The organism is Pseudomonas lutea (assembly GCF_000759445.1).
GTDB classification, from domain to species: domain Bacteria; phylum Pseudomonadota; class Gammaproteobacteria; order Pseudomonadales; family Pseudomonadaceae; genus Aquipseudomonas; species Aquipseudomonas lutea.
This window is the reverse complement of the sequence record NZ_JRMB01000001.1, coordinates 1,105,657-1,128,916: the sequence shown is the minus strand read 5'-3', so window position 1 is coordinate 1,128,916 and position 23,260 is coordinate 1,105,657. Positions and strand designations below refer to the sequence as shown.

Genomic DNA, 23,260 nt, shown 5'->3' with positions numbered 1-23,260 from the left:
AAATTTAGCTGTCATAGCCGCCGTTACGGCCGCTCCATGGCCACTTCACCGCTCGTTGAAAAATCGAACTCATCCGCCCCGGACGAAGTCACTGCACAAACCGGATGAAGGAGAGTGGCATGGGCGTGAACGTCACAGCGCACGCGCTGGGCATTGATCTTGTGCACGGCGGTGAAAGCGCGCTGTTCAAATGGTTGCTGGCCAGCTTTTTGATGGGCAAGCGAATCCGTGCCCAAGTGGCGGTGCAGACATGGCATGTTATCGTCGACAAGCACGGGCGCGACACGCCGCGCAAACTGGCGGGTTGCACACATCGGGAGCTGGTGCGGATGTTGGGCGAGGGCGGCTATGCGCGCTATGACGAGTCCACCTCGACGCGGCTGCAGACGCTGGCTTCCAGGCTGTTGGCTGAATACGGCGGCACGGTCAGCGGTATGCGGGAGGCGAGCACGGACCGGCGTGACTTCGAGAAACGCCTTCAATCGTTTGACGGCATCGGGCCGAAGACGGCGGAAATCTTCATGCGCGAGGCCGCACAGGTGTTGTTTTGAGCGGGCCCGCCAAGGTGTTCGTCGGTTGCGCCGGCTGGAGCCTGGGCCGCGAGCATGCGCCAGCCTTCCCAGGTGAGGGTACCCACCTGCAGCGCTACGCCAGGCAATTCAATACCGCCGAGATCAACAGCTCGTTCTACCGCCCCCATCGCCCGCAAACTTACGCACGCTGGGCCGAGTCCGTGCCCGAAGATTTCCGGTTTTCGGTGAAGATGCCAAAACTCATTTCCCACGAGCAGCGTTTGCAGGGCAGCGCCCAGGCGCTGGATGAATTTCTCGGGCAGTGCGGGGAGCTGGGTCAGCGGCTTGGCTGCCTGCTGCTGCAGTTGCCGCCTTCGCTGGCGTTTGAGGCCGACGTGGCTGAGGTTTTTTTCACCCAGCTGCGCGAGCGCTTCGCCGGCCCTGTGGTGATCGAACCCCGCCATGAAAGCTGGGTGCAGGCTGAGCCGATGCTGGCCGGCCATCGAATAGCGCAGGCGGCGGTTGATCCGTCACGTCTCAGCAACGACCGTCAGCCCGCGGGCTGGGAGGGCCTGCGCTACTGGAGACTGCACGGCGCGCCGCGCATCTATTACAGCGCCTACGAGACTGAGTATCTGGCCCGTTTGGCAGCGGCGCTTCAGGCCCAGGCGCAGCATGGTGCGCCGGTGTGGTGCATCTTCGACAACACCGCCAGCGGTGCCGCCACCGCGGATGCGCTGAAGCTGGTGGAGCTGCTCGGTCAGTCGAGGTAGCCATTCAACAACCGACTTGCGCGCCCGGGCGCCAATAATTTGCGCACGTTTGCACGCCGGGGCCAATTTGGCCTTACCGGATGGCGGATAATTGGCGCGCTAGTTGTTAAGCGTCATAGCACGATGCCACAATCGGTGAACCTCTCATGCCAGTTTCAGGCGAACTCGATGTACCAGGATTCCCAATCTTCACGCGACGCCCGCATTCGCGCCCAAGTGCGTAATGATCGGCTGCAGTTGCTGTTTCGGCAGAGCTTCTTCTCGGTGTTCGGCAGTGTTCTGGCGGCCTCCATGCTCTCGTGGATCTGCTGGGAGCGCCTGAACCACTCCTTGATCAGCGGCTGGCTCAGCCTGGTGGGCGGCTCGGCCAGCTTGCGCCTGGTCATGCTGACGGCCTATTTTCGGGTGCCGGAAGCCACTCGCACCCCGGAGCGCTGGGAAACTACCTACTGGATCACGTTGATCCTTTCCGCAGGCATCTGGGGCTGCGGCGCATTGGCGCTGATGCAGGCCGGCGACTTGCTGACCCAGACGCTGGTGCTGCTGTTTACCGTGGGCATGTCGGTGAGCGCGGTGTCCTGCTATTCGGCCTACCGATCCATGACCCTGGTGGCAATCGCGCTGGTGCTATTGCCTTCGTCGGTCTGGCTGCTGTTTCAGCCCCAGACCGCGCAATTGGGGATGGCGGTGGCGTCGCTGATCTTTGCCGGTTTTGTGGCGAGCGCGACGCGCAAGTTATCCCAGTCGATGGAGAGGGCCTTCCGCCTGGGCCGCGAAATGGAGCACGCCCATCGCATCGCCGACCACGCCGCGCAGACCGACGAACTGACCGGAGTGAAAAACCGCCGGGCCTTTTTCCATCTGGCCGAACGCACCTATGACACGTGCAAGCGCAGCCGCCTGCCACTGTGCGCGCTGATGTTGGACATCGATCACTTCAAACGCATCAACGACTGCCACGGCCATCAGGCGGGGGATGACGTGTTGCGGCAAATCGGCCGGGTGATCTGCGACTCTGCGCGCGAGGGTGATGTCTGCGGGCGCCTCGGCGGCGAAGAATTCGCGCTGTTGCTGGCCAATACGTCCATTGAAGCCGCCCACGTCATTGCCGAGCAGCTGCGGCAGGCGATTGCCGACATCACCTGCCGGCATGACGAAGGTGTGACCGCCAGCCTGGGCGTTGCGGCCATGGGCAAGGCCGATGCGGATGTAAACGGCTTGCTCGGCCTGGCGGACAAGGCGCTGTTTCGGGCCAAGGCGTCGGGCCGCAACCAGACGGCGGTGGCGTAACCGGCCGCTCTGGCCCGCCTGCTGCGCAGGTGCGCTACCTCGACATACATTGATCTCAAGGCTTCATTCGGCGGCGACGGAGGCGTAGTGTGTTCAGCCTGTTTGCCACGCTGATCGACTTGAAGAGGTAAATGAGATGACCCTGCACACCCGCCTGGACAACCTGTACCCGCGCGCCGACGAGATTCCTGAGCAGTTTCGCGCAGGTCCCGCCATCGAGCAGCGCGATTATCTGGTCAATGGCGAACTGCATCAGTGGCAAGGGCCTTTGGCGCCGGTGCTGAGCCCGGTCTCGCTGAGGACCGACGCCGGTCTTGAATCCGTGGTATTGGGCAGCACGCCGCTGATGGACGCCGACACCGCTATGAGCGCACTCGACGCTGCCGTCAAAGCCTACGACCGGGGTCAGGGCGCGTGGCCGACCATGCGTGTCGCCGACCGCATCCATCACGTGGAGACCTTCCTCAAGCTGATGCGCGAGCAGCGCGATGCCGTGGTCACGCTGCTGATGTGGGAAATCGGCAAGAACCTCAAGGATTCGCAGAAAGAGTTCGACCGCACCTGCGATTACATCGTCGACACCATCAATGCGCTCAAGGAACTGGACCGTCGCTCCAGCCGCTTTGAGCTGGAGCAGGACACGCTCGGCCAGATTCGCCGCGTGCCATTGGGCGTAACCCTGTGCATGGGCCCTTATAACTACCCGCTGAACGAAACCTTCACCACGTTGATTCCGGCCCTGATCATGGGCAACACGGTGGTGTTCAAACCGGCCAAGTTCGGCGTGCTGCTGATTCGTCCGCTGCTTGAGGCGTTCCGCGACAGCTTCCCGGCCGGCGTCATCAACGTGATCTACGGCAGCGGACGCGAGACGGTCAGCGCGCTCATGGCCAGCGGCAAGATCGACGTGTTCGCCTTCATCGGCACCAACAAGGCGGCCAGCGCCCTGAAAAAGCTGCACCCCAAGCCGCACCGTCTGCGTGCCGCCCTGGGTCTGGACGCCAAGAACCCGGGAATCGTGCTGCCGGATGTGAACCTGGACAACGCAGTGACGGAAGCCATCACCGGCTCCCTGTCGTTCAACGGCCAGCGCTGCACGGCGCTGAAGATCCTCTTCGTCCACGAAAACGTCGTCGGCAGCTTTCTTGAAAAATTTGAAGAAAAACTCGCTCAGCTCAAGCCGGGCATGCCGTGGGAACCGGGTGTGTCACTGACGCCTTTGCCCGAGCCTGGCAAGACCGAGTACCTGCAAGGGCTGGTAGACGACGCCGTGAGCAAAGGCGCAAAGGTGGTGAACGAAGGCGGCGGCACCACCCAAGCGCAATTCTTTTACCCGGCCGTGCTGTACCCGGTCACGCCGGACATGCGCGTGTACCACGAAGAACAGTTCGGGCCAGTGGTGCCGGTGGTCGCGTACCGTGATCTGGAGACGGTTATCGAGTACGTGCTGGACTCTGACTTCGGCCAGCAGTTGAGCATCTTCGGCAACGACTCCAAGCAGGTTGGACGGCTGGTCGATGCGTTTGCCAATCAGGTGGGGCGCATCAACATCAACGCCCAGTGCCAGCGTGGCCCCGACAGCTTCCCGTTCAATGGCCGCAAGAACTCCGCTGAAGGAACCTTGTCGGTGGACGACGCGCTGCGCGTGTTCTCGATCCGTACGTTGGTGGCGACCAAATTCCAGGAGAGCAACAAGGCGCTGATCAGCGACATCATTCATAACCGCGAATCGACGTTCCTGACCACGGATTACATTTTCTGATTCATCTGCAGTTAATAACCGCAGGTGTGTTGCGCAGCTGACGCTGTTCAACCGCCTGCGGTTTTTTATATCTGTACTGGAAAATTCGCCGCCACTGTATTGGCCATGCATTCTGCCTGTGCACTTGTTCCGCTATTCGCAATTAATTTGTAGGAAACTTTCTAGACTTCCGTAGGATCGCTCTCGACCTGTATTTGGTGGGTGGAGTTTTTATGCGTAGGGCATTAGCCTTGGCACTTCTCGAATCCAGCGCAAACTTCATCGGCCGATTCGTTGCTCACACTTGTTAAAACTTGACCGCTTGGGTCAAGGGCACTTGCCTGATACAAAAGGCGCAGCAACACAGATATCCCGCTCATTGCATACAGTTGATTTAACGGAGACGTCATGGCTTCAAACAGCTTTCAAAATGAAGTGCCAAAGGCCCGGGTCAATATAAAACTTGATTTGCACACGGGCGGCGCACAGAAAAAAGTGGAACTGCCTCTCAAATTGATGATGCTGGGCGATTACAGCAATGGTCAGGAAGATCGACCGTTGTCTGAACGCAGCAAGATCAATATCAACAAAAATAATTTCGACAATGTGCTGACCGAATTCTCACCTGCCTTGAAACTCACCGTTGAGAACACCTTTGCCGGCGATGGCTCTGATGCGTCGGTGGACTTGAAATTTGAAAGGATGAAGGATTTCGAGCCCGAGCAAGTGGCAAGGCAAATCCCTTCACTGCGCGCATTGCTGGCCACTCGCAATCTGCTGCGTGACCTCAAATCAAATCTGCTCGATAACGCGACATTCCGCCTTGAGCTTGAGCGCATCGTAAAAGATGAAGCATTAAGCAACGAGTTGCGCGCTGAGCTGGCGCTGCTCACAGCCCCTGCAGCGCGTTAATCAACCGGGTCTTTTAAAGCAGGTATCACTATGTCTTCGAAACACTCGTCCGCAGTATCGGGCGGCGGCACCGTTTTGTCCGAAGAAAGCACGGGCGTCTATAGCGCGCTGTTTTCCAAAATAAACCTGAGCCCGGTGTCGACGCTGGGTGACATCGAGGCATTTCAGAACAACGAAGCGCTGTCTGAAATTTCTGCCGACGAGCGCGTGACCGCAGCGGTCAGCGTGTTCCTCAACCTGCTTAAGGGCGCGTCGCGCAAGGTTCAGCGCCTTGATAAAACCCTGCTGGACGAGCACATCGCCTCGCTGGACGGGCAGATAAGCCGCCAGCTCGATGCGGTCATGCACCATCCAGAGTTTCAGCGGGTCGAGTCGACGTGGCGCGGAGTGAAGTCGCTGATCGATCAGACCGATTTCCGGCAAAACGTGAGAATCGAGTTGCTGGACATCAGCAAGGACCATCTGGTCCAGGACTTCGAAGACGCGCCCGAGATCGCCCAAAGCGGTTTGTATATGCACACGTATACCCAGGAATACGACACACCGGGCGGCGAACCCATTGCGGCGGCCGTTTCCAACTACGAGTTTGATCGCAGTCCGCAAGACATTGCGCTGCTGCGTAACATCTCGAAAGTCGCTGCAGCGGCGCACATGCCGTTTGTAGGTTCGGTAGGGCCTGCCTTCTTTGGTAAATCCACCATGGAAGAGGTGGCGGCGATCAAGGACATCGGCAATTATTTTGACCGCGCTGAATACATCAAATGGAAGTCTTTTCGCGATACCGATGATTCAAGGTATATCGGTCTGACCATGCCGCGAGTGCTGGGGCGCCTGCCCTACGGGCCGGACACTGTTCCGGTGCGCAGTTTCAATTACATCGAAAGTGTCAAAGGCACCGACCACAGCAAATACCTGTGGACCAATGCCTCTTTTGCGTTCGCCGCCAACATGGTCAAGAGTTTCATCGCCAATGGCTGGTGCGTGCAGATTCGCGGGCCGCAGTCAGGCGGGGCAGTGACCGACCTGCCCATTCATTTGTATGACCTGGGCACGGGCAGTCAGGTAAAAATTCCTTCGGAAGTGATGATTCCGGAAACCCGTGAGTTTGAATTTGCCAACCTCGGCTTCATTCCGCTTTCTTATTACAAGAACCGTGATTACGCCTGTTTCTTTTCCGCCAATTCCACGCAGAAGCCGGCGCTATATGACACCGCCGACGCAACGGCCAATAGCCGGATCAACTCGCGGCTGCCTTATATCTTCCTGCTGTCGCGCATTGCGCATTATTTGAAGCTGATTCAACGCGAAAACATCGGCACCACCAAAGACAGGCGTTTGCTGGAGCTGGAACTGAATAAATGGATCAGCGGCCTGGTCACCGAGATGACCGACCCGGGCGACGATCTGCAAGCCTCGCACCCGTTGCGCGATGCCCGGGTGACGGTGGAAGACATCGATGACAACCCGGGGTTCTTCCGCGTGAAGCTGTACGCCGTGCCGCATTTCCAGGTGGAAGGCATGGACGTGAATCTGTCTCTGGTTTCCCAGATGCCCAAAGCCAAAACCTGACGTCGGCCATAGGTGAGCACAACATGAAAATCGACCGACCTCTCTGGGCTGGCGGCGCACTGCTGTCCCAGCAACAATTCCAGCAACAGTCGCGCTGGGAAGCCTGGACCAATGAATGCGTGGCGCACTTGTCACGGGTGCATCCATGGGGTGTGCAGGCTGCGCGGTTCGATCCTGAAGCCTTGCGGCTGGGCAAACTCAAAGCCTCCGCGCTGCGTGTGCGTCTGGCGGACGGCACGCTGATCGACACTGACGTAGCCGACCCGTTGCCCGCCGCGCTGGCCCTTGATCTGATCCAGATCGCTGCAGGGCAGGGCGTGACCGTGCTGCTGTGCCTGCCGCTGGAACAGGCCAACGGCGGCAATTGCCTGATGGAGGGCGCCCGCGCTGACCGGCCGGTGCGTTACCGCCAGGCGTGGCGTGAGGTGCAGGACCTGTATGGCGACGATCAGCAGTCGATTGGCGTGCTCGAACACATGCTCAGCCTGCGCCTGGACAGTGATGACACGGCCAACTTCCTGACCTGCCCGGTTGCCCGGCTGGTGCGCGACGGACAAGGTCGCTGGGGGCTGGACGACGCATTCATACCGCCGTTGTTGAGTTTCGCCGGGCACCCGGGGCTGCTCGTGCAGATCGACAATCTGCTGACCCAGCTGGCGTCCAAGCGCCAGCGGTTGATGGGCATGCGCCGCGAGAGCAATCAGCGCATGGCCGACTTCGCGGTCGCTGACGTCTCGCTGTTCTGGCTGCTCAACGCGCTCAACACCTATCAACCGGTACTCGCCGATTTCGTGGCCGGCCCCGAGCGTCACCCGGAGCAGGTCTATCAGGAACTGGTGAAGCTGGCCGGCGCCTTGCTGACCTTCTCCCTTGAGCACGACGTGGACGGCATCCCTGCGTACCGTCACGACGATCTTGCGGCGGTGTTCCCGCCATTGATGCAGATGATCTCCACATTGCTGGAAGCCAGCCTGCCGTCGCGGGTGATCGCCCTGACGCTGGAGAACATCACGGCGGGTCGCTGGCACGTAACGTTCAACGACCCACGGCTGCGCGAAGCCGACGCGGCGGACTTTTACCTGTCGGTGCGCTGCCGTGAGGCGCCGGCGCAACTGCAGGCGCAGTTCCCTCGGCTGTGCAAGGTCGGTACGCCCGATGACGTCGATCGATTGATCAACGCCGCGCTGGATGGCGTGCCGTTGCAACCGCTCAGCCATGTGCCGGCGGCGATTCCACTGCGTCTCGAGAATCAGTATTTCGCCCTGGACTTTGCCCATCCCAGCGGCCAGGCGGTGCTCGCCGAAGGCGTTTGTGCCTTCTACGTGCCGACCACAGTGCCGGACGTCAAGCTGGAGCTGTTTGCGGTGTTGCGCTCATGAGCCGGCCCATTGCACCTACGCCGGTGGCGGCCCAGGTAAATGTCGACCCGTTGCTGCTGGACAGCTATTTGCTGGTCATCGAACTGCGCCAGGGGGGCAGTGTCCAGGACGGCGATGCGTTGCGCGACCTGTGCGCCAGGCAGGTCGTGGAAGTGGGCGCTGCCCTTAAAAAGGCCGGCGTCAGCCAGCGCAACGTTGACCACATCAGTTATGCCCAATGTGCGTTGCTGGATGAAACGGTGCTGGCCTGCGGCGATGAGGCGACACGCGCGCAATGGGCGCAGGAGCCGCTTCAGGCACGGTATTTCGCGCGTCATCAGGCCGGCAAGTTTCTGTATGAGGAAATGCGCGACGTGTTGCGCGAGCCATCGCCGGATCTGTGTGTGCTCACGGTTTACCACCGCGTGCTGATGCTGGGTTTCCTGGGCCGCTATTCAGAAACCACTGACCCAGAACGGCAGCAACTGGTGGACGCGCTCAACGAACGGGTCCCGCCGTTGGCGCTGGATCAGGCATTGCCGACGCTGATCGACGCCCGAGGACGCGGGCCCGTTCCGGCCTGGCTGCGGGCGCCGTTGCTGCACCTGCTCGTGGTCGGCGGGTTGCTGGCCGGGTTGTGGTGGCTGCTGGATTCGCACCTGACGGCGCTGGTCGCCTCCCTCCTCATCGAGCGGGTGTGACGCGCCCATGGCCCTCAACCTGATGCGTGGTCTTGTCCTATGGTGCGGATGCCTTGCGCTCGTGCTGATCGGCGTGTTGCCCCTGAGCCCTGGTGCGCAGGCGGTCTCAGGGGCGATTGCCCTGGCGCTGGTCGTCGCGGCGTGGGTCTTTGCAGGTCGGCGCTCGGCGAGTGTTGGCGCGTCGCTGTCTGTCGCGGCGTGGCGGTCTTTGCCCGGCGTTGCGTATGGCCAGCCGGTGGTGCTGGTGTGCGGGGAACACCTGGCGCTGTTGGGTCCTCGCAATCGTGAAGTTGCCGACGGTGCAGTCGAGCACAGCCAAATCCGCCTCACGCCCAACGGCTGTTACATCAGCGTACCGGCGGTGGAAACGCTGCCTTCGCAGGTCGCCGCCTTGCTGACAGCGCGTCCGCAATGGCGGTCACAGTTGAGCGTTATGTGCATCGTCAACCCAGCACATTGCGCCGACACCGCCGAGCTGGCCGGGCAGCTCCGGGCGCTGGAGCACCAGCTTTCGATCATCCGCAGCCGTGCCCTGGCGTTGCCATTGTGGGTGGTGAGCTGTCAGCCGGCACAGCAGAGCGCACGTCACCCTGGCGCGACCGGCCTTGGCCGGCATGATGCCGATTCCGTGACCCGACCGCTCTGGTTCAGCTGGGAGGCAGGCAGTGCCTCTGCACGGGTGCGCGGCGACGGCAGCTGCGTCAGCGCCGAGGACTGGCAGCGTCAGGCGGCTGATCCCAAAGCCTGCGCCGAACGGCTGCGCACCACCGTGCAGATGAATGCCGGCGCGGCATGGCTGGCGCAGTTCGTGGCCCCGTATTTCACCCGCACCGGTCGCCATCACACGCCATTGCCAGTGGCCTACGTCATCCACCGCGGGGCGGGCTTGCCGCCGGCGGTCCCGGGCAATGTCTGGCAACAGTGGCTGCAGGCGAAAACGGCGTTGCGTGCAGCCCCGACCCTTGCGGCGCAAGACGACTGCGCGATGCCGCTGCCGGACCCTCTGTTGGAGCTGCTGCCCCGGCACAACGGCCACAGCGCAGTGCGCCGCGCCACGGTGGTGGGCTTATGGCTGGCAGCGTTCACGGTCATCGTCGCAATGTCGAGTTCGGCGCGGCAGAACACCCTGCTGTTGCGTCAGGTCGGTGATGACCTGCGCCGCTTCGCCTCCATCACCCACACCGCCGGCCGAGGTGCGCAGGCCGCGGCGCAACGTGATGCAGCGCTGAACGTGCTGCACCAGCACGCTCGCCGCCTGGACGACTACTACCGCTACGGCGAGCCGGCCTCACTGGGGCTGGGGCTATACCGCGCAGAGCAACTGAGGATTCCGGTCTGGGCGGCGATCGGCAATTACCGGCCAGCCGCCGAGATGACCACACGTGCGCCTGAACCGGTGCGGCTGGACACGCTCTCGCTGTTTCACATCGGTTCAGCCGAGCTCAAGGCTGACTCCACGCAGATCTTGATCAACGCACTGGTGGGCATCAAGGCCCGACCGGGCTGGTTGATCGTCGTCACCGGTCACACCGACGCCACAGGCAGTGTGCAGCACAACCTGCGCCTGTCCCGCGACCGGGCCGCTTCCGTGCGCGACTGGATGCAGCGCATGGGCGGCATTCCCGGCAGTTGTTTCGCCGTTCAGGGCTTCGGCGCCACGCAGCCGATCGCCAGCAATGACACCGAACAGGGACGCAGGGCCAACCGCCGCGTCGACATCCGTCTGGTTCCGGAAGAGGGGGCCTGCGGGTCGCTTTCCGCCGGGGCCGGACTGGCTAACCCGTCGCCTATCGCGGCATTCGAAAACTGAAGCAAAGGAGTTTCACATGGCTATTCCCGTTTACCTCTGGCTCAAAGATGACGGCGGCGCCGACATCAAAGGTTCGGTCAACGTGCAGTCCCGGGAGGGCAGCGTCGAAATCGTCGCCCAGGACCACAGCGTGTACATCCCCACCGACAACAACACCGGCAAATTGACCGGCGCGCGAGTCCACACGCCGTTTCTGTTCACCAAGGAAATCGATGCCAGCAGCCCGTACCTGTACAAGGCCGTCGGCACCGGGCAGACCCTGAAAAGCGCGGAGTTCAAGTGGTACCGCATCGACGACGCCGGCCAGGAAGTCGAGTACTTCAACACCCTGCTTGAGAACGTCAAGGTTGTTCGCGTCGCGCCAAAAATGCACGACGTCAAAGACCCGGCCAAGGAAAAGCACAACCACCTGGAGATGATCGAGCTGCGCTACGAGAAGGTCACCTGGACCTACAAGGACGGCAACATCATTCACTCCGATTCCTGGAACGAACGACAGACCGCCTGACGCTGCACGGCCGGCAGGCAGGCAGCGTTTGCCTGCCGGCTGCGGTGTGCTGGGTTGAGGGTCCGCAGGCGGGCGTTCAACCCAGCACATCCCGCCAGTAACTCGCGACTCAAGAACCCCCGGCAAGCAGTGACCGGCCGCCGGCCTCGCTGCCGGCACGATCCCCTTTGCGTACAAGGACGACGACCCATGGCACAGAGCTCTTCAGGTTTGCTTCGCCGCCTCAACCCATTTTGCGCCCACGCGCTCAGCGCGGCGGCGACGCTGTGTCAAAGCCGCGGGCACGGCCACATCACCATTGAGCATTGGCTGTTGAAACTGCTGGGGCAGGGCGATGGCGATCTGGTGCTGATCGGCCGGCGTTACGAGTGGGACATCGACGCGCTGTGGCGCGGGCTGCTCGACCACCTGGACAGCCTGCCGCGCAGCGTGCAAGTCCGGCCGCAGCTGTGCGACAAATTGCAGTTGCTGATCAAGAACGCCTGGCTGCGCGCCTCGATGGAAGAGGACAACCAGCAACTGCGCTCGGCCGACGTACTCGCCGCGCTGATCGAGAGCCCCAAGCTGTTGGCCTGCGTCGATGCCTGGCCGCTGCTGAGCGTGAGCGATGTGCAGCTGCGTCACCTGCTGCCGGTGCTCGACCAGCACTCTGACGAGCGCCAACAGCCGCCAGAGTGTCTGGACCTGACCCCGAATGCACCACCTAAGGCGTGTGGCGGCGAGCCGGGGAATCCGGCGCTGGCAAGGTTCACCCAGGACATCACCGACAAGGCGCGCAGGGGAGAAATCGACCCGGTGCTGGGCCGTGACGACGAGATTCGTCAGGTCATCGACATCCTCAGCCGGCGACGCAAGAACAACCCGATTCTGGTGGGCGAGCCGGGGGTGGGTAAGACGGCGCTGGTCGAAGGCCTGGCCTTGCGCATCGTTGCGGGTAACGTGCCTGCCAGCCTGAAACCGGTCAGCGTACGCACCTTGGACCTGGGCCTTTTGCAAGCGGGCGCCGGCGTCAAAGGTGAGTTCGAGCAGCGTCTCAAGGACGTGATCGAAGCCGTGCAGCAGGCCGAACACCCCGTGCTGCTGTTCATCGACGAAGCGCACACCTTGATCGGCGCCGGCAATCAGGCTGGCGGTGCCGACGCCGCCAATTTGCTGAAACCGGCGTTGGCGCGTGGCGAACTGCGCACCATCGCCGCCACCACCTGGGGTGAGTACAAGCAGTACTTCGAGCGTGACCCGGCGCTGGAAAGGCGCTTTCAGACCGTCAAGGTCGACGAGCCGGACGATGCCACCGCGATGGTCATGCTGCGCGGCTTGAAGGCGCGCTACGCCAGCCACCACGGCGTGCACATCGAAGACACCGCCATCCAGGCCGCCGTGCTGCTGTCGCGCCGTTATCTGCCCGGTCGGCAACTGCCGGACAAAGCCGTCGACCTGCTCGACACCGCCAGCGCCCGGGTGCGCATGAGCCTGGATTGCCAGCCGCAACCCCTTGTCACCCTCAAAGCGCTGCAGTGCGCACTGGAACAGGAGCGCCAGGCGCTGGAGGAGGACGCGCGCATCAATGGGCGCAACGCCGACGAGCGTCTGGCCGCCATCGCCGCGCAGCTTGCCGCCCATGGCGCAGCGCTGGCGAGCCTGGAGCGCCAGCACGGCGACGAGCTCGAATTATCCAACCGATTGCTTGCCGCACGCCATGCCGACGTGGACGACGCTGAGGCGTACGCGGCCGTGCAGGCGCAGCTCAAGGCGGTGCAGGGCGACGCGCCGCTGCTGTCGCTGGACGTTGACGCACGCAGTGTCGCGCAAGTGATCGCGGATTGGACCGGCGTGCCGCTGAGCAGCCTGCTCAAGGACGAACAGTCCAGCCTGCTGATGCTGGAGCAAACGCTGGCGGATCGGGTAATCGGTCAGGACCGCGCCTTGACGGCGATGGCGCAACGGCTGCGCGCCGCAAAAACCGGGCTTACCGAAGAGCATGCGCCGCTGGGCGTGTTCCTGCTGGTCGGCAGCAGCGGCATCGGCAAGACCGAAACGGCCCTGGCACTGGCCGACACGCTGTTCGGTGGTGACAAATCCCTGATCACCCTGAACCTGTCCGAGTACCAGGAAGCCCACACCGTCAGCCAGCTCAAAGGCGCGCCGCCCGGTTATGTCGGTTACGGGCAAGGCGGGGTGCTCACCGAAGCCGTGCGCCAGCGCCCCTATAGCGTGGTGCTGCTCGACGAAGTGGAAAAAGCCCACCGCGACGTGCTCAACCTGTTCTACCAAGTGTTTGATCGCGGCTTCATGCGCGACGGCGAAGGTCGCGAAATCGACTTTCGCAACACGGTCATCGTCATGACCTCGAACCTGGGCAGTGACCTGCTGCAGGACTTTGTTCAGGACCACCCCGACGCATCCGACGGCGAACTTCACGAACAGCTGCGGCCGGTGTTGCGCAAGCATTTCCAGCCGGCCCTGCTGGCGCGCTTCCAGACCCTCATCTACCGGCCACTTGAGGCTGCGGCGCTCAAGCGCATCGTCGCCCTCAAGCTGGGCAAGGTCGCCGCCCGTTTAAACCGGCATTACGGACTCGACTGCCAGGTGGACCCGCGCCTGCACGACGCGCTGGTCGACGCCTGCCTGCTGCCGGACAGCGGCGCCCGAAACATCGACAGCCTGCTCAATCAACAAATTTTGCCGGTGCTCAGTCAGCAACTGTTGCAGCGCCAGGCGGCGCAATTGGTCACCCGTGGCGTGCGGCTGGGCCACTGTGAAGTCGCGGGTATCACCTTGGACTTTGTCGGTGACGTAGCGCTGGCGGAGGGCGAATGATGAACGACACCATCGCACGTTTCTTCGATCACAGCCGCCACAAGTTGGCAGTTCATGGCCTCGCTGTGCCCCTTGATGTTTTGGCGTTCGAGGGCGAAGAACAGCTGAGCCAGCCGTTTCTTTACCGCATCGAATTTACCTCCGTTGAGCGCGACATTGCGGCCGATCAAATCCTCGGCAAGAGCGCCCAGTTCAGCCTGCATGCCGCCCCGCATACCTTGCCCAAAGCCATTCGGGGCTTGCCGGGGCCGAAGGTCCAGGCGTTGCGCACGCTGCATGGTGTCATTACCGGTTTCAAGCGGCTCTCGGGTTCGGCGGATGAAGCACGTTATGAAGTGACCTTGCAGCCGCTGCTGGCCTTGCTCGGGCGTGGCAAGCAATTCCGGATCTACCAGCACCAGTCGGTGCCGGAGATCGTTGAGAGCATCTTGCGCACGCGGCATGATTTCGAGGGGCAGGATTTCCGGTTCACCCTTGTGCGCGAGTATCCACGTCGCGAGCAGGTGATGCAGTACGGCGAGAGTGATCTGGCCTTTATTTCGCGGCTGCTCGCAGAGGTGGGGATCTGGTACCGGTTCACCAACGACGAGCGACTGGGCCTTGCGGTGGTCGAGTTTCATGACGATCAGCGCCACTACGTCAAGCCGCGGATCAGTCTTCCGTATCGCCCTCAGTCCGGTTTGGGAAGCAGTGGCGAGGATGGCGTCTGGCAGTTGCAGGCGAATCATGAGGTGGTCGAAAAGAACATTCACTTTCGGGCTTATCACCCTCGCGATGCCCGTGCATGGCTGGACGGTTCGGTGGATCAGACGCGGGGGGATACGACGACTTATGGTGAGGCGTATCACTATGCCGAGCCCTATACCGCGCTCGGCGACAAGCTTGATCAGGATGAGGACCTGCTGGGGGAAAGCGGGTTTTTCTATGGGCGGTTGCGGCATGAGCGGTATCTGAATAATCAAACCCGGCTGAGTGGTGTTTGTAGCAGTGCGTTTTTGGGGTTGGCGCAGGTGCTCGACATTTCAGGTGGCGCGCCCCAAGCGTTTGAACCGGGTGCGGTTGTTACTCGATTGCTACTGCGTGCCGCGCGGGACCGCAGTTTCGAGCTGAGCTTTGAGGCGATTCCCTATTCGGAAAGCCTGTGCTTCCGACCGCCGTTGCTGGAAAAACCAAAGATGGCCGGGACTGTTCCGGCCCGTGTGACCAGTTCGCTGGCCAATGACCCCTACAGCCACATCGACAGTGAAGGCCGCTACAAGGTCAGCTTCTTATTCGACCGCGACAGCTGGAAGCCGGGTCAGGAGAGCCTGTGGTTGCGTTTGGCCAGACCTTATGCCGGCGACACTCATGGCCTGCACCTGCCGCTGATCTGCGGCACCGAAGTGGCGATTGCGTTTGAACAAGGCGACCCCGACCGGCCGTACATCGCCCACGCTTTGCACGACAGCCGACATCCCGACCACGTCACGTTGCTGCGCCGGGATTACACCCGCAATGTCTTGCGTACCCCGGCCAACAACAAACTGCGCATGGAGGACGAGCGCGGCAAAGAGCACAGCAAGCTCAGCACCGAACACAGCGGCAAGACCCAGCTGAATCTCGGGCATCTGGTCGATGACGAGAAGCTCAAGCGTGGTGAAGGGTTTGAACTGCGCACCGATGGCCGGGGTGCGATTCGGGCCGGGGATGGACTGTTTATCAGTGCGGATGAACAGACCAAGGCGCACGGTCAGCACCTCGACATGGACGCTGCAGTCGAGCAACTCGAAAGCGCATTGTCGTTGGCCCGGTCCATGGCTCAGGCCGCGCGGAGTGCGCAAACGACGCCGGCTGACACCTCCAGCCAGGCAAGCCTCGCTGCCGCGCTGACCCACCTTCGCGAGCCGGGCATATTGCTGCATGCCCCGGCAGGCATTGGGCTGGTCACGCCCGAGGCCATCGCCATTTCGTCAGGCAGCGAAAGCGTCGCCATCACATCGTCACGCTCAACCGATATCAGCGCCGGGCGCAACATCACCGGCACTGCTGAGGGGGCGATCAGCCTGTGTGCCGTTACCCAGGGCCTCCAATTCAAGGCGGTGCAGAACGACATTCAACTTCACGCCCAAACCGGCGCACTGCACGCACTGGCCAACGACGACATCAAGATCGAGAGCCTGACAGGCAGGGTCGAGATCAGCGCGCCAAACGAGCTGGTTCTGACCTGCGGCGGCGCATTCATCCGCATCAAGGATGGCGAAATCGAGCTAGGCGCGCCGGGCAACATCTATCACCGGGCCGTCTATGTGCAGAAAGCCGGTGCCACCACACTGACAACCCCCGCAACGCCGATACCGCCGGGCTATGCCGCTGGCTACACCCTCAGCGGCCCGGATAACGGTTACGCCCCCTTCGCCCGTTACCTGATCACCACCCAAGAGGGCGAGCGCTTCTCCGGCGTGACCGACAAGGACGGCAGAACCATCCCGGTTCACACGCTGCTGCCGGGGAACGTAGTGATCGAGTTTCCCGATGAAAAGCACGATGAGCCGTGACCGACGTTCAAGGGTGCGCTGGCCACAGCTGTTCGCCACGCGCGTCGCGCCAGCTATCGACACAGCGCCCGATGCCAGACGGCCAGCCGTAACAAGGCATCACCGCAAGAAATCTTCAATCAGGAAGGACCCGGCATGAAAGACCGAAAGCACCAGACGGACATATTTTGCACCTACAAGCCTGTGGCCATCGGCCCGCAGAAAACCCATTGGGTTGAATTTCAACTGGTGGACGAACTCGGCGAGCCGCTGGCTAATCTGCCATGGCGGGTGGTCAATCAGGCAGTGCGGGATGGCTGCGTCGCGGAGTACTCGGGGAGCACTGATGCCCAGGGCGTGATTCGACTTGAGGCGCTTTACCCCCTCGACGTGACACTGCTGATGCCTGCGACGCCGTTGGCTGAAGTTCTCCAACAGCGGCGCTTGCGAGCGGTGAGGCCTGAGCCCGAGCGGCCCGCTGTCAGTGACAGCAAACCTCTGTACGGCGTTCAGCGCCCGGGGTTTTCACCGGTGGAAACGCAGGCGATTGAGCTGGGGCATGCCTATCACTACCTGCGAATAGGGCAGCTGTGTGATCAGCTGCCGACGTTTAATCCGTCATGGCCAGAGCTCGCTCCAGCGCCGGCCTACCATTTTCCAGACGCTGGGTTTTCGGGGTTTACGGTGCCTTATGAAGCACTGAACACCCGGCATGTATTGGAAGTTTGCCCGCTGCGTGCGTGGTCGTTGGTGCTGCATCATGACGAGACTCAGTACAGCCTGGCGAATGCCTACAACCTGGGGCTGATGAGTATCTTGTCGTACAGCAATGAAGACATAGCTCAGCATGGTTCTCCAGACGAGTTCTTCGGACGGCAGTGCCTGGACCTGTCACGGACCCCGCGAGTATGGGATGGGGGTAAAAATTGGGCCTGCCTTGTCACTGACGTTCCGTTCGATGGTAGATATATTACCTGGACCAGGATGAATACTGCGACCGCAGTGCCTCCGGAGGGAGATACCCAGCTTTTCACCGTTTCAAACCCCGCTCACGTCCTGGTGGCATGGCGAGGAACCGACTTCGACCGGATCCATGCTCCTGATCTAGCAACAGATCTTACATTTCGCCCTGTGGAGCCCTTGCTAAAAGCCGGTTGTGCACCATCCGTAACCTGCGCAGATATGGCACTTGAGGGGCGAGTGCACCTGGGGTTTCAGAGAGCCTTCAAGGCTGCGATGAAGTGTTATGCGGGCCATCTCACGCAAGATCTGCCTCAAAGTATTGAGGGGAGAAAGCTTTATATTTGTGGACATAGCCTCGGCGGTGCGCTGGGATTGATTCATGCAGCTACGCTCAAGAACTATAGACCACTCCTGTACACCTACGGCATGCCACGCACGTTTACCATCAACGCGCTAAAGGGGTTGACTGAGTTTGCCCACTTTCGACACGTTAATGACACCGACACTATTCCAAGCGTGCCACCTGAGGCAGATTTGGATAACGAGCTGTACAGGCTCTACGGCCCTTTAGGCACGACTTTGGGTTTCACTTGGTCGATGGGCCAAGCCTTGGCAACTAATGTCGTCAAATTCGGTGATCCTTACGGCCATCATGGCGAGATTGCCATGCTTTACCGGGTAGATCAGCATATGCAAAGCCGTGGTTCCTCTTATCCCGCGTATCGGAGTAAGGATGGTCTAGGTGCGCCCTACTACAACACCATAAAAACCCGGCTACCCGAGCGGCCAAACCTTTATCTAGTCCCGAGTCTTAACAAAGCAGAAAGTGAGATGGCCGGACAGTCTCAACTCAACTTTATTGGCGGCCTAGACCCCAACACGCTCAACCGTATCTTTGTAGAGAATAAAAATATGAAGCCTGGAGGGCTGTTAGGTATCGGCAACCACATGATGGGCCAATATATGATGCATATAAGCAATCGCCTACGCGCGGCTATTGAACCCAAACGGAAACCGCCGCTGGCAGCACAAGCCGAAATTGAACGTTTTAAGCAGCAGATGGAAAAGCATGGCAGCACTTCGCCGAAAGATGAACATAAGCGTAATTGCTGGTTTCTGTCGATGCATGAGAAGGTCGGTGCAACATTGAAGGTGACTAAAGAGATGGAGGGCGGAATGGTCGCGCTGCAACGCTTCGATGCAGTTGCGAGCCTATCGGGAGCGTTAAATGAATAGCTTGCCATCCAAACTAAGAAATTCGCTGTTTGGATTCGCAGCTGTAGTTATTCTCAACGGCTGCGCGCAGGATTACAACATGGTTCCCTTGGCAGGCGGCGAGAAGCTTAAAATTGGTATAAAAATGCCTGAGGGACTGGAAGCGAAGCCCCTGCGTGTTATGTATCGATCAGCGATCTGCCAACGGGTATCCCATGACAGCAATGGCAAGCCCCAAATGCTGAGCGGGTATAAAGGTTATGAAACATCGTTCAAGCAGCGCGGCGCTACAAATCTGTATGAGGCGGAATTATTTATTAACGGCGGAGGGCGGTGCGAGTGGCAGTTAAGTAATATCATATTCGGCGTGAAGTACCGGATCCCAAGTCGCTTTGGGTCGAATGTAACAAACGGAACAGGCGGGACCGTAATTGTGAGGCTTGACGATAATGTCGCGCAATTCAGCACTGGATGGGAGAGCACTGTGGCGGGGGTGGGTTTGAAGATCGTGGAAGATTATTACCCATGGGTCAGCGAGAAATTCATTGATGGTTACGCTAAGCGTGCAGGCTTGTCTAGTGAGGGTGGTGGGTATATCAGCTACAAGGCTCCTCAGGCGCGTGAAATATACTTTGAGCCGTTGTTGCATTCACGCTATGTAGTAACATCAATATCCCCAATGAAACACGTCATTGGGGATTTTATGAGATTTCATTATCCTGACGGGACGACAGAGTCCGACGGCAAGTCAAAACCTAATTTTGAGAAGTTGCAGGAAATTCGTCTTAAAGCGGAAGTAAAGAAATGAAGTCGCTCGCTGTTTACGGAATGTTGTCGGAAGGCCGGATGAATAACGTGAAGTCGTTAGTGGGAGCCCTGGCTCTAGTGTTTTTCGTGAGCGGATGTGCAACTGACCGTAGCCTCTCACCGCCACCAAGCGGGGAAAAAGTGACGTTTATTATAAAGACTCCTGAAGAATTAAAGCCGTCTGCTATGCGTGTTATGTATCGATCGGCCAAATGTCAACGCGTAACTCATGACGCACACGGTCAGCCTCGAAGGGTCGATGGCAAAAACCTTTATGAGGGGAGGTTTGAGCTTAGTGGCGAGACCGGTATGTATCAAACAGAGCTTTTCCTGAACGGCGGAGGCGCATGCGAATGGCGATTAAGTAATGTGGTATTCAGCGTTGTTCACCGAAACCCACAAAATTTTGGAAAGGGCGTAGTATCAGGCGCAGGCGCAGAAGTAATTGTAACTTTCGATCACAACAACCCTCAGCTTAGAGTTTCAACTCCAGTCCCGGTAACCGGGTCGGAGGTGAATGTTGTGAAGGATTTATATCCTTGGATAAAAGAGAGTTTCATTAGTGGGTATATTAAACGTCTAGGCCTTTCTGGGAAGGACGGTGGCGATTATACGTATTATGCGCCACAGGCTAGAAATGTATATTTTGAACCGGTTCTGCATTCAGGGTTTGTGGTGACGTCTGTAGCGCCCAAAAAACACGTCATTGGGGATTTTATAGGGTTTCATTACCCTGACGGAACAGTAGAGTCTGATGGTAGATCAGAACCCGACTTTGAAAAACTGCAAAAAATTCGTTTGGACGCGGAGGCGAAGAAGTGAAGTCGCCAGGTACTCCACCGTCTGTAGTGACAAATATTCCATGAATAACGCTACGTCATTTTTAAAGGCTTCGGTTTCATGCTTGGTGTTGCTCCCATTTATCAGCGGCTGCGCGAAAGACTACGGTATGAATCCACCACCAGATGGCGAGAAAGTCGAGATCGTTATAAAGATGCCTGAAGAGCTGGAGCCAGAGCCTTTGCGAGTTATGTACCGCTCGGCTATATGCCGCAGAGTCGTCCGTGATGGCGATCGGAGGGCAGAGTCGCTAGAAGGTCGTAGAGGGTTTGATTCGACATTAACGAAGCGCGGAGCAACCAGGTTCTATGAAGCAGGATTATTCATTAATGCCGGGGGACCATGCAAATGGCGTCTCAGCAACGTCATAGTCGGCATAAAATACCGTATTCCAGGTGGTTTTGAGGAGGGTATAACGTCTGGCACTGGTGGCACGGTTATAATAAAATTTGATGAAAAAAACGCGCCAATAAGTGTTGGTGGAGTTAGGGTAGTCGTTGGTTCGGACCTGAAAATAGTAAAGGATTACTATCCGTGGCTCAGCGAAAAATTCATCGATGGTTATGCCAGGCGCGCGAACCTGTCTAGTGAAGGCGGGGGTTATCTTACTTACGAAGCTCGAGAGGCACGGAATATATACTTTGAGCCGATACTGCACTCGGACGTGGTAGTAACATCTGTGTCGCCGAAGAAGCACGTCATCGGAGATTTCATAAAATTTCACTATCCCGATGGCTCTGTGGAATCCGATTGGCGAGCGAGGCCTAACTTTGAAAAAATGCAAAAAATCCGCTTGGCGGCGGAGGCGAGTAAATGAAATTGTTCAGTGTGCTGCACTTTGTTTTTAGGAATCTATTATGAACAACTCGACACTCTACGCAAAAACCAGGCTCTTATGCTTTGCGCTATTCGCCTTCATAAGCGGTTGCGTAAAGGACTACAGCATTCTGGCGCCGCCGCCCGACAGTGAAAAGGTCAAAATCGTGATGAAGGTGTCTGCAGAGCTGGTGCCCAAGTCCTTGCATGCCCAGTACCGGTCTGCGAGATGCCGAATGTTTGTCGACCTTGCCGATGTGAGCCGTATACCGTTTCCAGGATTAAACTTACAGACTTTGAAGTTCACAAGGCGCGGAGAAACGGATTTCTACGAGGCAGAGGTATTCACCAATGGCGGCGGTGAGTGTGGATGGCAACTCACTAACATCGAATTCGGAGTCACCTATCGGATTCCAAGCTCTTTTGGAAAGAGAGTGGCAACTGGCATTGGCGGGACGGTGATTATTAACTTCGATCGGCAGCACTCATCCTATGATGGCATTGACCAGGTTGTAGAAGGCCCGGACCTGAAAATTGTGAAGGATTACTATCCTTGGGTAAGGGAAGCCTACGTACTCGGTTACTATGAGAAGAGCGTAAACTTGACCAACCAATACACAGGTTATCGAACCTACAAGGCCCCCGAGGCACGAAATATATACTTTGAGCCAGTGCTGCACCCAGACCTTGTTGTGACGTCGACCTCACCCAAGAAAAAGGTCTTTGATGAAGTTGAGATTACAACCTTTCTCTACCCCGACGGAACAGAGGAGTCCAGCGTGGGGTTAAACCCGGACGTTGAGAAAATGCAGGCGATCCGCTTGAAAATCAACGCGAAATAATAAAAGGGCTCAGCGCCGCAGGGCATCTTCAGGATGATCAAATGAATCAGATTGCATCAAACGTCAGGGCTTTACTCATAGCTCTCACGTTGGTTTCAACGCTCAGTGGGTGTGCGCTCGACTATGAAGTGCATCCGGACCCGGATGGGGAACATGTCACTGTGACGATCAAGGTATCGGAAGGGTTAGTTCCACCCCCTATGGCCGTGGGTTATCGATCAACGATCTGCCAAAACGTTTATGAGGGCCCTGATGTGTTCGGCAACATCAGGCTGCAAACTGTAGCGTTCAAACGGCGCGGGGAGGGCAATGCCTATGACGCCAATTTTGCTGTTGATGGCGGCGGGCTCTGTAGGTGGCGCGCGGCTTACGTGTCGTTTGGCGTGCATGTTCAATCGCCTGAGCGCATCGGCGAGGGTGCGGTTGTGGGAACGGGAGGTGATGTTCTGGTCCTGTTTCAGCCGCACAATCCTGATTCCCTGCCCAAATGGCTTAAGAACGTGGCCGGGAAGGATCTCGATATTAAAAATGACTACTATCCATGGCTGCGCGATGTCTTGAAGAGGGATTACGTCAAGAAGGTCAATCTGGTGGGTGAAGTGGTGCCTTATCCGACGTACTTTGCCCCTCAAGCACGAAATATAAATTTTGAGGCGGTGCTTCATGCCAACGATGTCGTGACATCAAAAGAGCGTCAGTTCAAAGAGACCGGAGTTCACCCCGCTTTTATTTACCCAGACGGGACCTCTGATTCTGATGACAGCGATGCCCCGAACTTTCGCAAGCTTGAGGCGATTCGTTTGAAGGCAGAGGCTAACCCATGACAATAGCGTAAGGCGTAACTCGCCGCTCCTGCTAGTTATGCCGGCCTCAGGCCAATGAGTACCGGCCCGTACCGTTAACACTTAGCACGTCACAAGCACGCGCAATGTATCCGCTCGTCCCGGCACCCGCTCGCACGGAATTAATACACGGCTTCATCAATTCATTATTAAGGGATCTTTCAATGTCACAGGGATTCGTATTGTTGGGTGACAAGACCACCCACGGAGGTGCGGTGGTTTCCGCATCATCCACTCATATCACCCAAGGCAAGGCAGTCGCTCTCGTAGGCGATCTGGTTATGTGTCCCGTACCTGGACATGGCGTTAATCCAATTATTGAAGGTTGTGCCGACTGGTTAGAGGACGGCCGTGCGCTGGTCGTCGATGGTTGCCACTCACTGTGCGGCTGCCAGGTAATGTCCAGCGCACCTGACTGGGCGGTGGGCTGA

19 protein-coding genes are annotated in these 23,260 nt (G+C 59.0%); all 19 read left to right on the top strand.

Translation table 11 applies throughout. The features are described from left to right. Positions 1-119: 119 nt before the first annotated feature. The 19 genes from LT42_RS04635 (at position 120) to LT42_RS25135 (ending at position 23,260) form a co-directional block, all read left to right on the top strand. Positions 120-551 carry an HhH-GDP family DNA glycosylase gene (locus LT42_RS04635; protein WP_037010328.1) on the top strand — a complete coding sequence of 144 codons (432 nt, stop codon included), beginning with the start codon at positions 120-122 and terminating at the stop codon, positions 549-551. After that, the gene (locus tag LT42_RS04630; RefSeq protein ID WP_037010326.1) at positions 548-1,285 is read left to right on the top strand and encodes a DUF72 domain-containing protein; all 738 of its coding nucleotides are present in this window, start codon (positions 548-550) and stop codon (positions 1,283-1,285) included. Before LT42_RS04635 ends, LT42_RS04630 begins: the two co-directional genes overlap by 4 nt. A gap of 168 nt (positions 1,286-1,453) precedes the next feature. Then, positions 1,454-2,575 carry a GGDEF domain-containing protein gene (locus LT42_RS04625; RefSeq protein ID WP_052075076.1) on the top strand — a complete coding sequence of 374 codons (1,122 nt, stop codon included), beginning with the start codon at positions 1,454-1,456 and terminating at the stop codon, positions 2,573-2,575. Between the two features lie 136 nt (positions 2,576-2,711). Continuing rightward, complete coding sequence (locus tag LT42_RS04620) at positions 2,712-4,337, top strand: NADP-dependent glyceraldehyde-3-phosphate dehydrogenase (RefSeq protein WP_037010322.1); 1,626 nt, start codon at positions 2,712-2,714, stop codon at positions 4,335-4,337. Between the two features lie 387 nt (positions 4,338-4,724). After that, positions 4,725-5,228 carry a type VI secretion system contractile sheath small subunit gene (gene tssB / locus LT42_RS04615; protein WP_037010320.1) on the top strand — a complete coding sequence of 168 codons (504 nt, stop codon included), beginning with the start codon at positions 4,725-4,727 and terminating at the stop codon, positions 5,226-5,228. Positions 5,229-5,258: 30 nt separating this feature from the next. Next, positions 5,259-6,797, top strand: a complete 1,539-nt coding sequence (gene tssC / locus LT42_RS04610; RefSeq protein ID WP_037010317.1) for a type VI secretion system contractile sheath large subunit — start codon at positions 5,259-5,261, stop codon at positions 6,795-6,797. Positions 6,798-6,820: 23 nt separating this feature from the next. Next, positions 6,821-8,176 (top strand): type VI secretion system baseplate subunit TssK, encoded by a 1,356-nt coding sequence (tssK, locus tag LT42_RS04605; RefSeq protein ID WP_037010315.1) that lies wholly within the window; start codon positions 6,821-6,823, stop codon positions 8,174-8,176. Beyond that, on the top strand, positions 8,173-8,856 hold the full coding sequence (gene tssL / locus LT42_RS04600) for a type VI secretion system protein TssL, short form (protein WP_037010313.1): 684 nt from the start codon (positions 8,173-8,175) through the stop codon (positions 8,854-8,856). Before tssK ends, tssL begins: the two co-directional genes overlap by 4 nt. 7 nt (positions 8,857-8,863) lie before the next feature. Next, positions 8,864-10,666 (top strand): OmpA family protein, encoded by a 1,803-nt coding sequence (locus LT42_RS04595; protein ID WP_037010311.1) that lies wholly within the window; start codon positions 8,864-8,866, stop codon positions 10,664-10,666. Between the two features lie 16 nt (positions 10,667-10,682). Continuing rightward, positions 10,683-11,174 (top strand): Hcp family type VI secretion system effector, encoded by a 492-nt coding sequence (locus LT42_RS04590; RefSeq protein WP_037010309.1) that lies wholly within the window; start codon positions 10,683-10,685, stop codon positions 11,172-11,174. A gap of 189 nt (positions 11,175-11,363) precedes the next feature. Further along, the gene (gene tssH, locus LT42_RS04585) at positions 11,364-13,991 is read left to right on the top strand and encodes a type VI secretion system ATPase TssH (RefSeq protein WP_037010307.1); all 2,628 of its coding nucleotides are present in this window, start codon (positions 11,364-11,366) and stop codon (positions 13,989-13,991) included. Then, positions 13,991-16,525 (top strand): type VI secretion system Vgr family protein, encoded by a 2,535-nt coding sequence (locus LT42_RS04580; RefSeq protein WP_052075074.1) that lies wholly within the window; start codon positions 13,991-13,993, stop codon positions 16,523-16,525. The genes tssH and LT42_RS04580 overlap by 1 nt, the downstream gene beginning before the upstream one ends. Positions 16,526-16,660: 135 nt before the next feature. Continuing rightward, complete coding sequence (locus tag LT42_RS04575; protein WP_037010305.1) at positions 16,661-18,703, top strand: lipase family protein; 2,043 nt, start codon at positions 16,661-16,663, stop codon at positions 18,701-18,703. After that, positions 18,696-19,490 carry a hypothetical protein gene (locus LT42_RS04570; protein WP_037010303.1) on the top strand — a complete coding sequence of 265 codons (795 nt, stop codon included), beginning with the start codon at positions 18,696-18,698 and terminating at the stop codon, positions 19,488-19,490. Before LT42_RS04575 ends, LT42_RS04570 begins: the two co-directional genes overlap by 8 nt. Then, the gene (locus tag LT42_RS25615) at positions 19,487-20,311 is read left to right on the top strand and encodes a hypothetical protein (RefSeq protein WP_152597584.1); all 825 of its coding nucleotides are present in this window, start codon (positions 19,487-19,489) and stop codon (positions 20,309-20,311) included. Before LT42_RS04570 ends, LT42_RS25615 begins: the two co-directional genes overlap by 4 nt. A gap of 127 nt (positions 20,312-20,438) precedes the next feature. After that, positions 20,439-21,146, top strand: coding sequence for a hypothetical protein (locus tag LT42_RS04565; protein WP_052075072.1), 708 nt, complete (start codon positions 20,439-20,441; stop codon positions 21,144-21,146). Between the two features lie 40 nt (positions 21,147-21,186). Then, positions 21,187-21,987: a hypothetical protein gene (locus tag LT42_RS04560; RefSeq protein WP_037010302.1), complete on the top strand. Its 801-nt coding sequence runs from the start codon at positions 21,187-21,189 to the stop codon at positions 21,985-21,987. A gap of 41 nt (positions 21,988-22,028) precedes the next feature. Beyond that, positions 22,029-22,811: a hypothetical protein gene (locus tag LT42_RS04555; RefSeq protein WP_037010300.1), complete on the top strand. Its 783-nt coding sequence runs from the start codon at positions 22,029-22,031 to the stop codon at positions 22,809-22,811. Between the two features lie 104 nt (positions 22,812-22,915). Next, a complete protein-coding gene (locus tag LT42_RS25135; RefSeq protein ID WP_338050478.1) occupies positions 22,916-23,260 on the top strand; it encodes a PAAR domain-containing protein in 345 nt (114 codons plus the stop codon).

Bases quoted from the DNA above. Each gene is read 5' to 3' on its own strand.
- LT42_RS04625 (WP_052075076.1), top strand. From the start codon at position 1,454: ATGTACCAGGATTCCCAATCTTCACGCGACGCCCGCATTCGCGCCCAA.
- LT42_RS04620 (WP_037010322.1), top strand. From the start codon at position 2,712: ATGACCCTGCACACCCGCCTGGACAACCTGTACCCGCGCGCCGACGAG.
- tssL (WP_037010313.1), top strand. From the start codon at position 8,173: ATGAGCCGGCCCATTGCACCTACGCCGGTGGCGGCCCAGGTAAATGTC.
- LT42_RS04575 (WP_037010305.1), top strand. From the start codon at position 16,661: ATGAAAGACCGAAAGCACCAGACGGACATATTTTGCACCTACAAGCCT.
- LT42_RS25135 (WP_338050478.1), top strand. From the start codon at position 22,916: ATGTATCCGCTCGTCCCGGCACCCGCTCGCACGGAATTAATACACGGC.
- LT42_RS04580 (WP_052075074.1), top strand. From the start codon at position 13,991: ATGAACGACACCATCGCACGTTTCTTCGATCACAGCCGCCACAAGTTG.
- tssH (WP_037010307.1), top strand. From the start codon at position 11,364: ATGGCACAGAGCTCTTCAGGTTTGCTTCGCCGCCTCAACCCATTTTGC.
- tssB (WP_037010320.1), top strand. From the start codon at position 4,725: ATGGCTTCAAACAGCTTTCAAAATGAAGTGCCAAAGGCCCGGGTCAAT.
- tssK (WP_037010315.1), top strand. From the start codon at position 6,821: ATGAAAATCGACCGACCTCTCTGGGCTGGCGGCGCACTGCTGTCCCAG.
- LT42_RS04560 (WP_037010302.1), top strand. From the start codon at position 21,187: ATGAACAACTCGACACTCTACGCAAAAACCAGGCTCTTATGCTTTGCG.
- LT42_RS04595 (WP_037010311.1), top strand. From the start codon at position 8,864: ATGGCCCTCAACCTGATGCGTGGTCTTGTCCTATGGTGCGGATGCCTT.
- LT42_RS04555 (WP_037010300.1), top strand. From the start codon at position 22,029: ATGAATCAGATTGCATCAAACGTCAGGGCTTTACTCATAGCTCTCACG.
- LT42_RS04590 (WP_037010309.1), top strand. From the start codon at position 10,683: ATGGCTATTCCCGTTTACCTCTGGCTCAAAGATGACGGCGGCGCCGAC.
- LT42_RS25615 (WP_152597584.1), top strand. From the start codon at position 19,487: ATGAAGTCGCTCGCTGTTTACGGAATGTTGTCGGAAGGCCGGATGAAT.
- LT42_RS04570 (WP_037010303.1), top strand. From the start codon at position 18,696: ATGAATAGCTTGCCATCCAAACTAAGAAATTCGCTGTTTGGATTCGCA.
- LT42_RS04565 (WP_052075072.1), top strand. From the start codon at position 20,439: ATGAATCCACCACCAGATGGCGAGAAAGTCGAGATCGTTATAAAGATG.
- tssC (WP_037010317.1), top strand. From the start codon at position 5,259: ATGTCTTCGAAACACTCGTCCGCAGTATCGGGCGGCGGCACCGTTTTG.
- LT42_RS04635 (WP_037010328.1), top strand. From the start codon at position 120: ATGGGCGTGAACGTCACAGCGCACGCGCTGGGCATTGATCTTGTGCAC.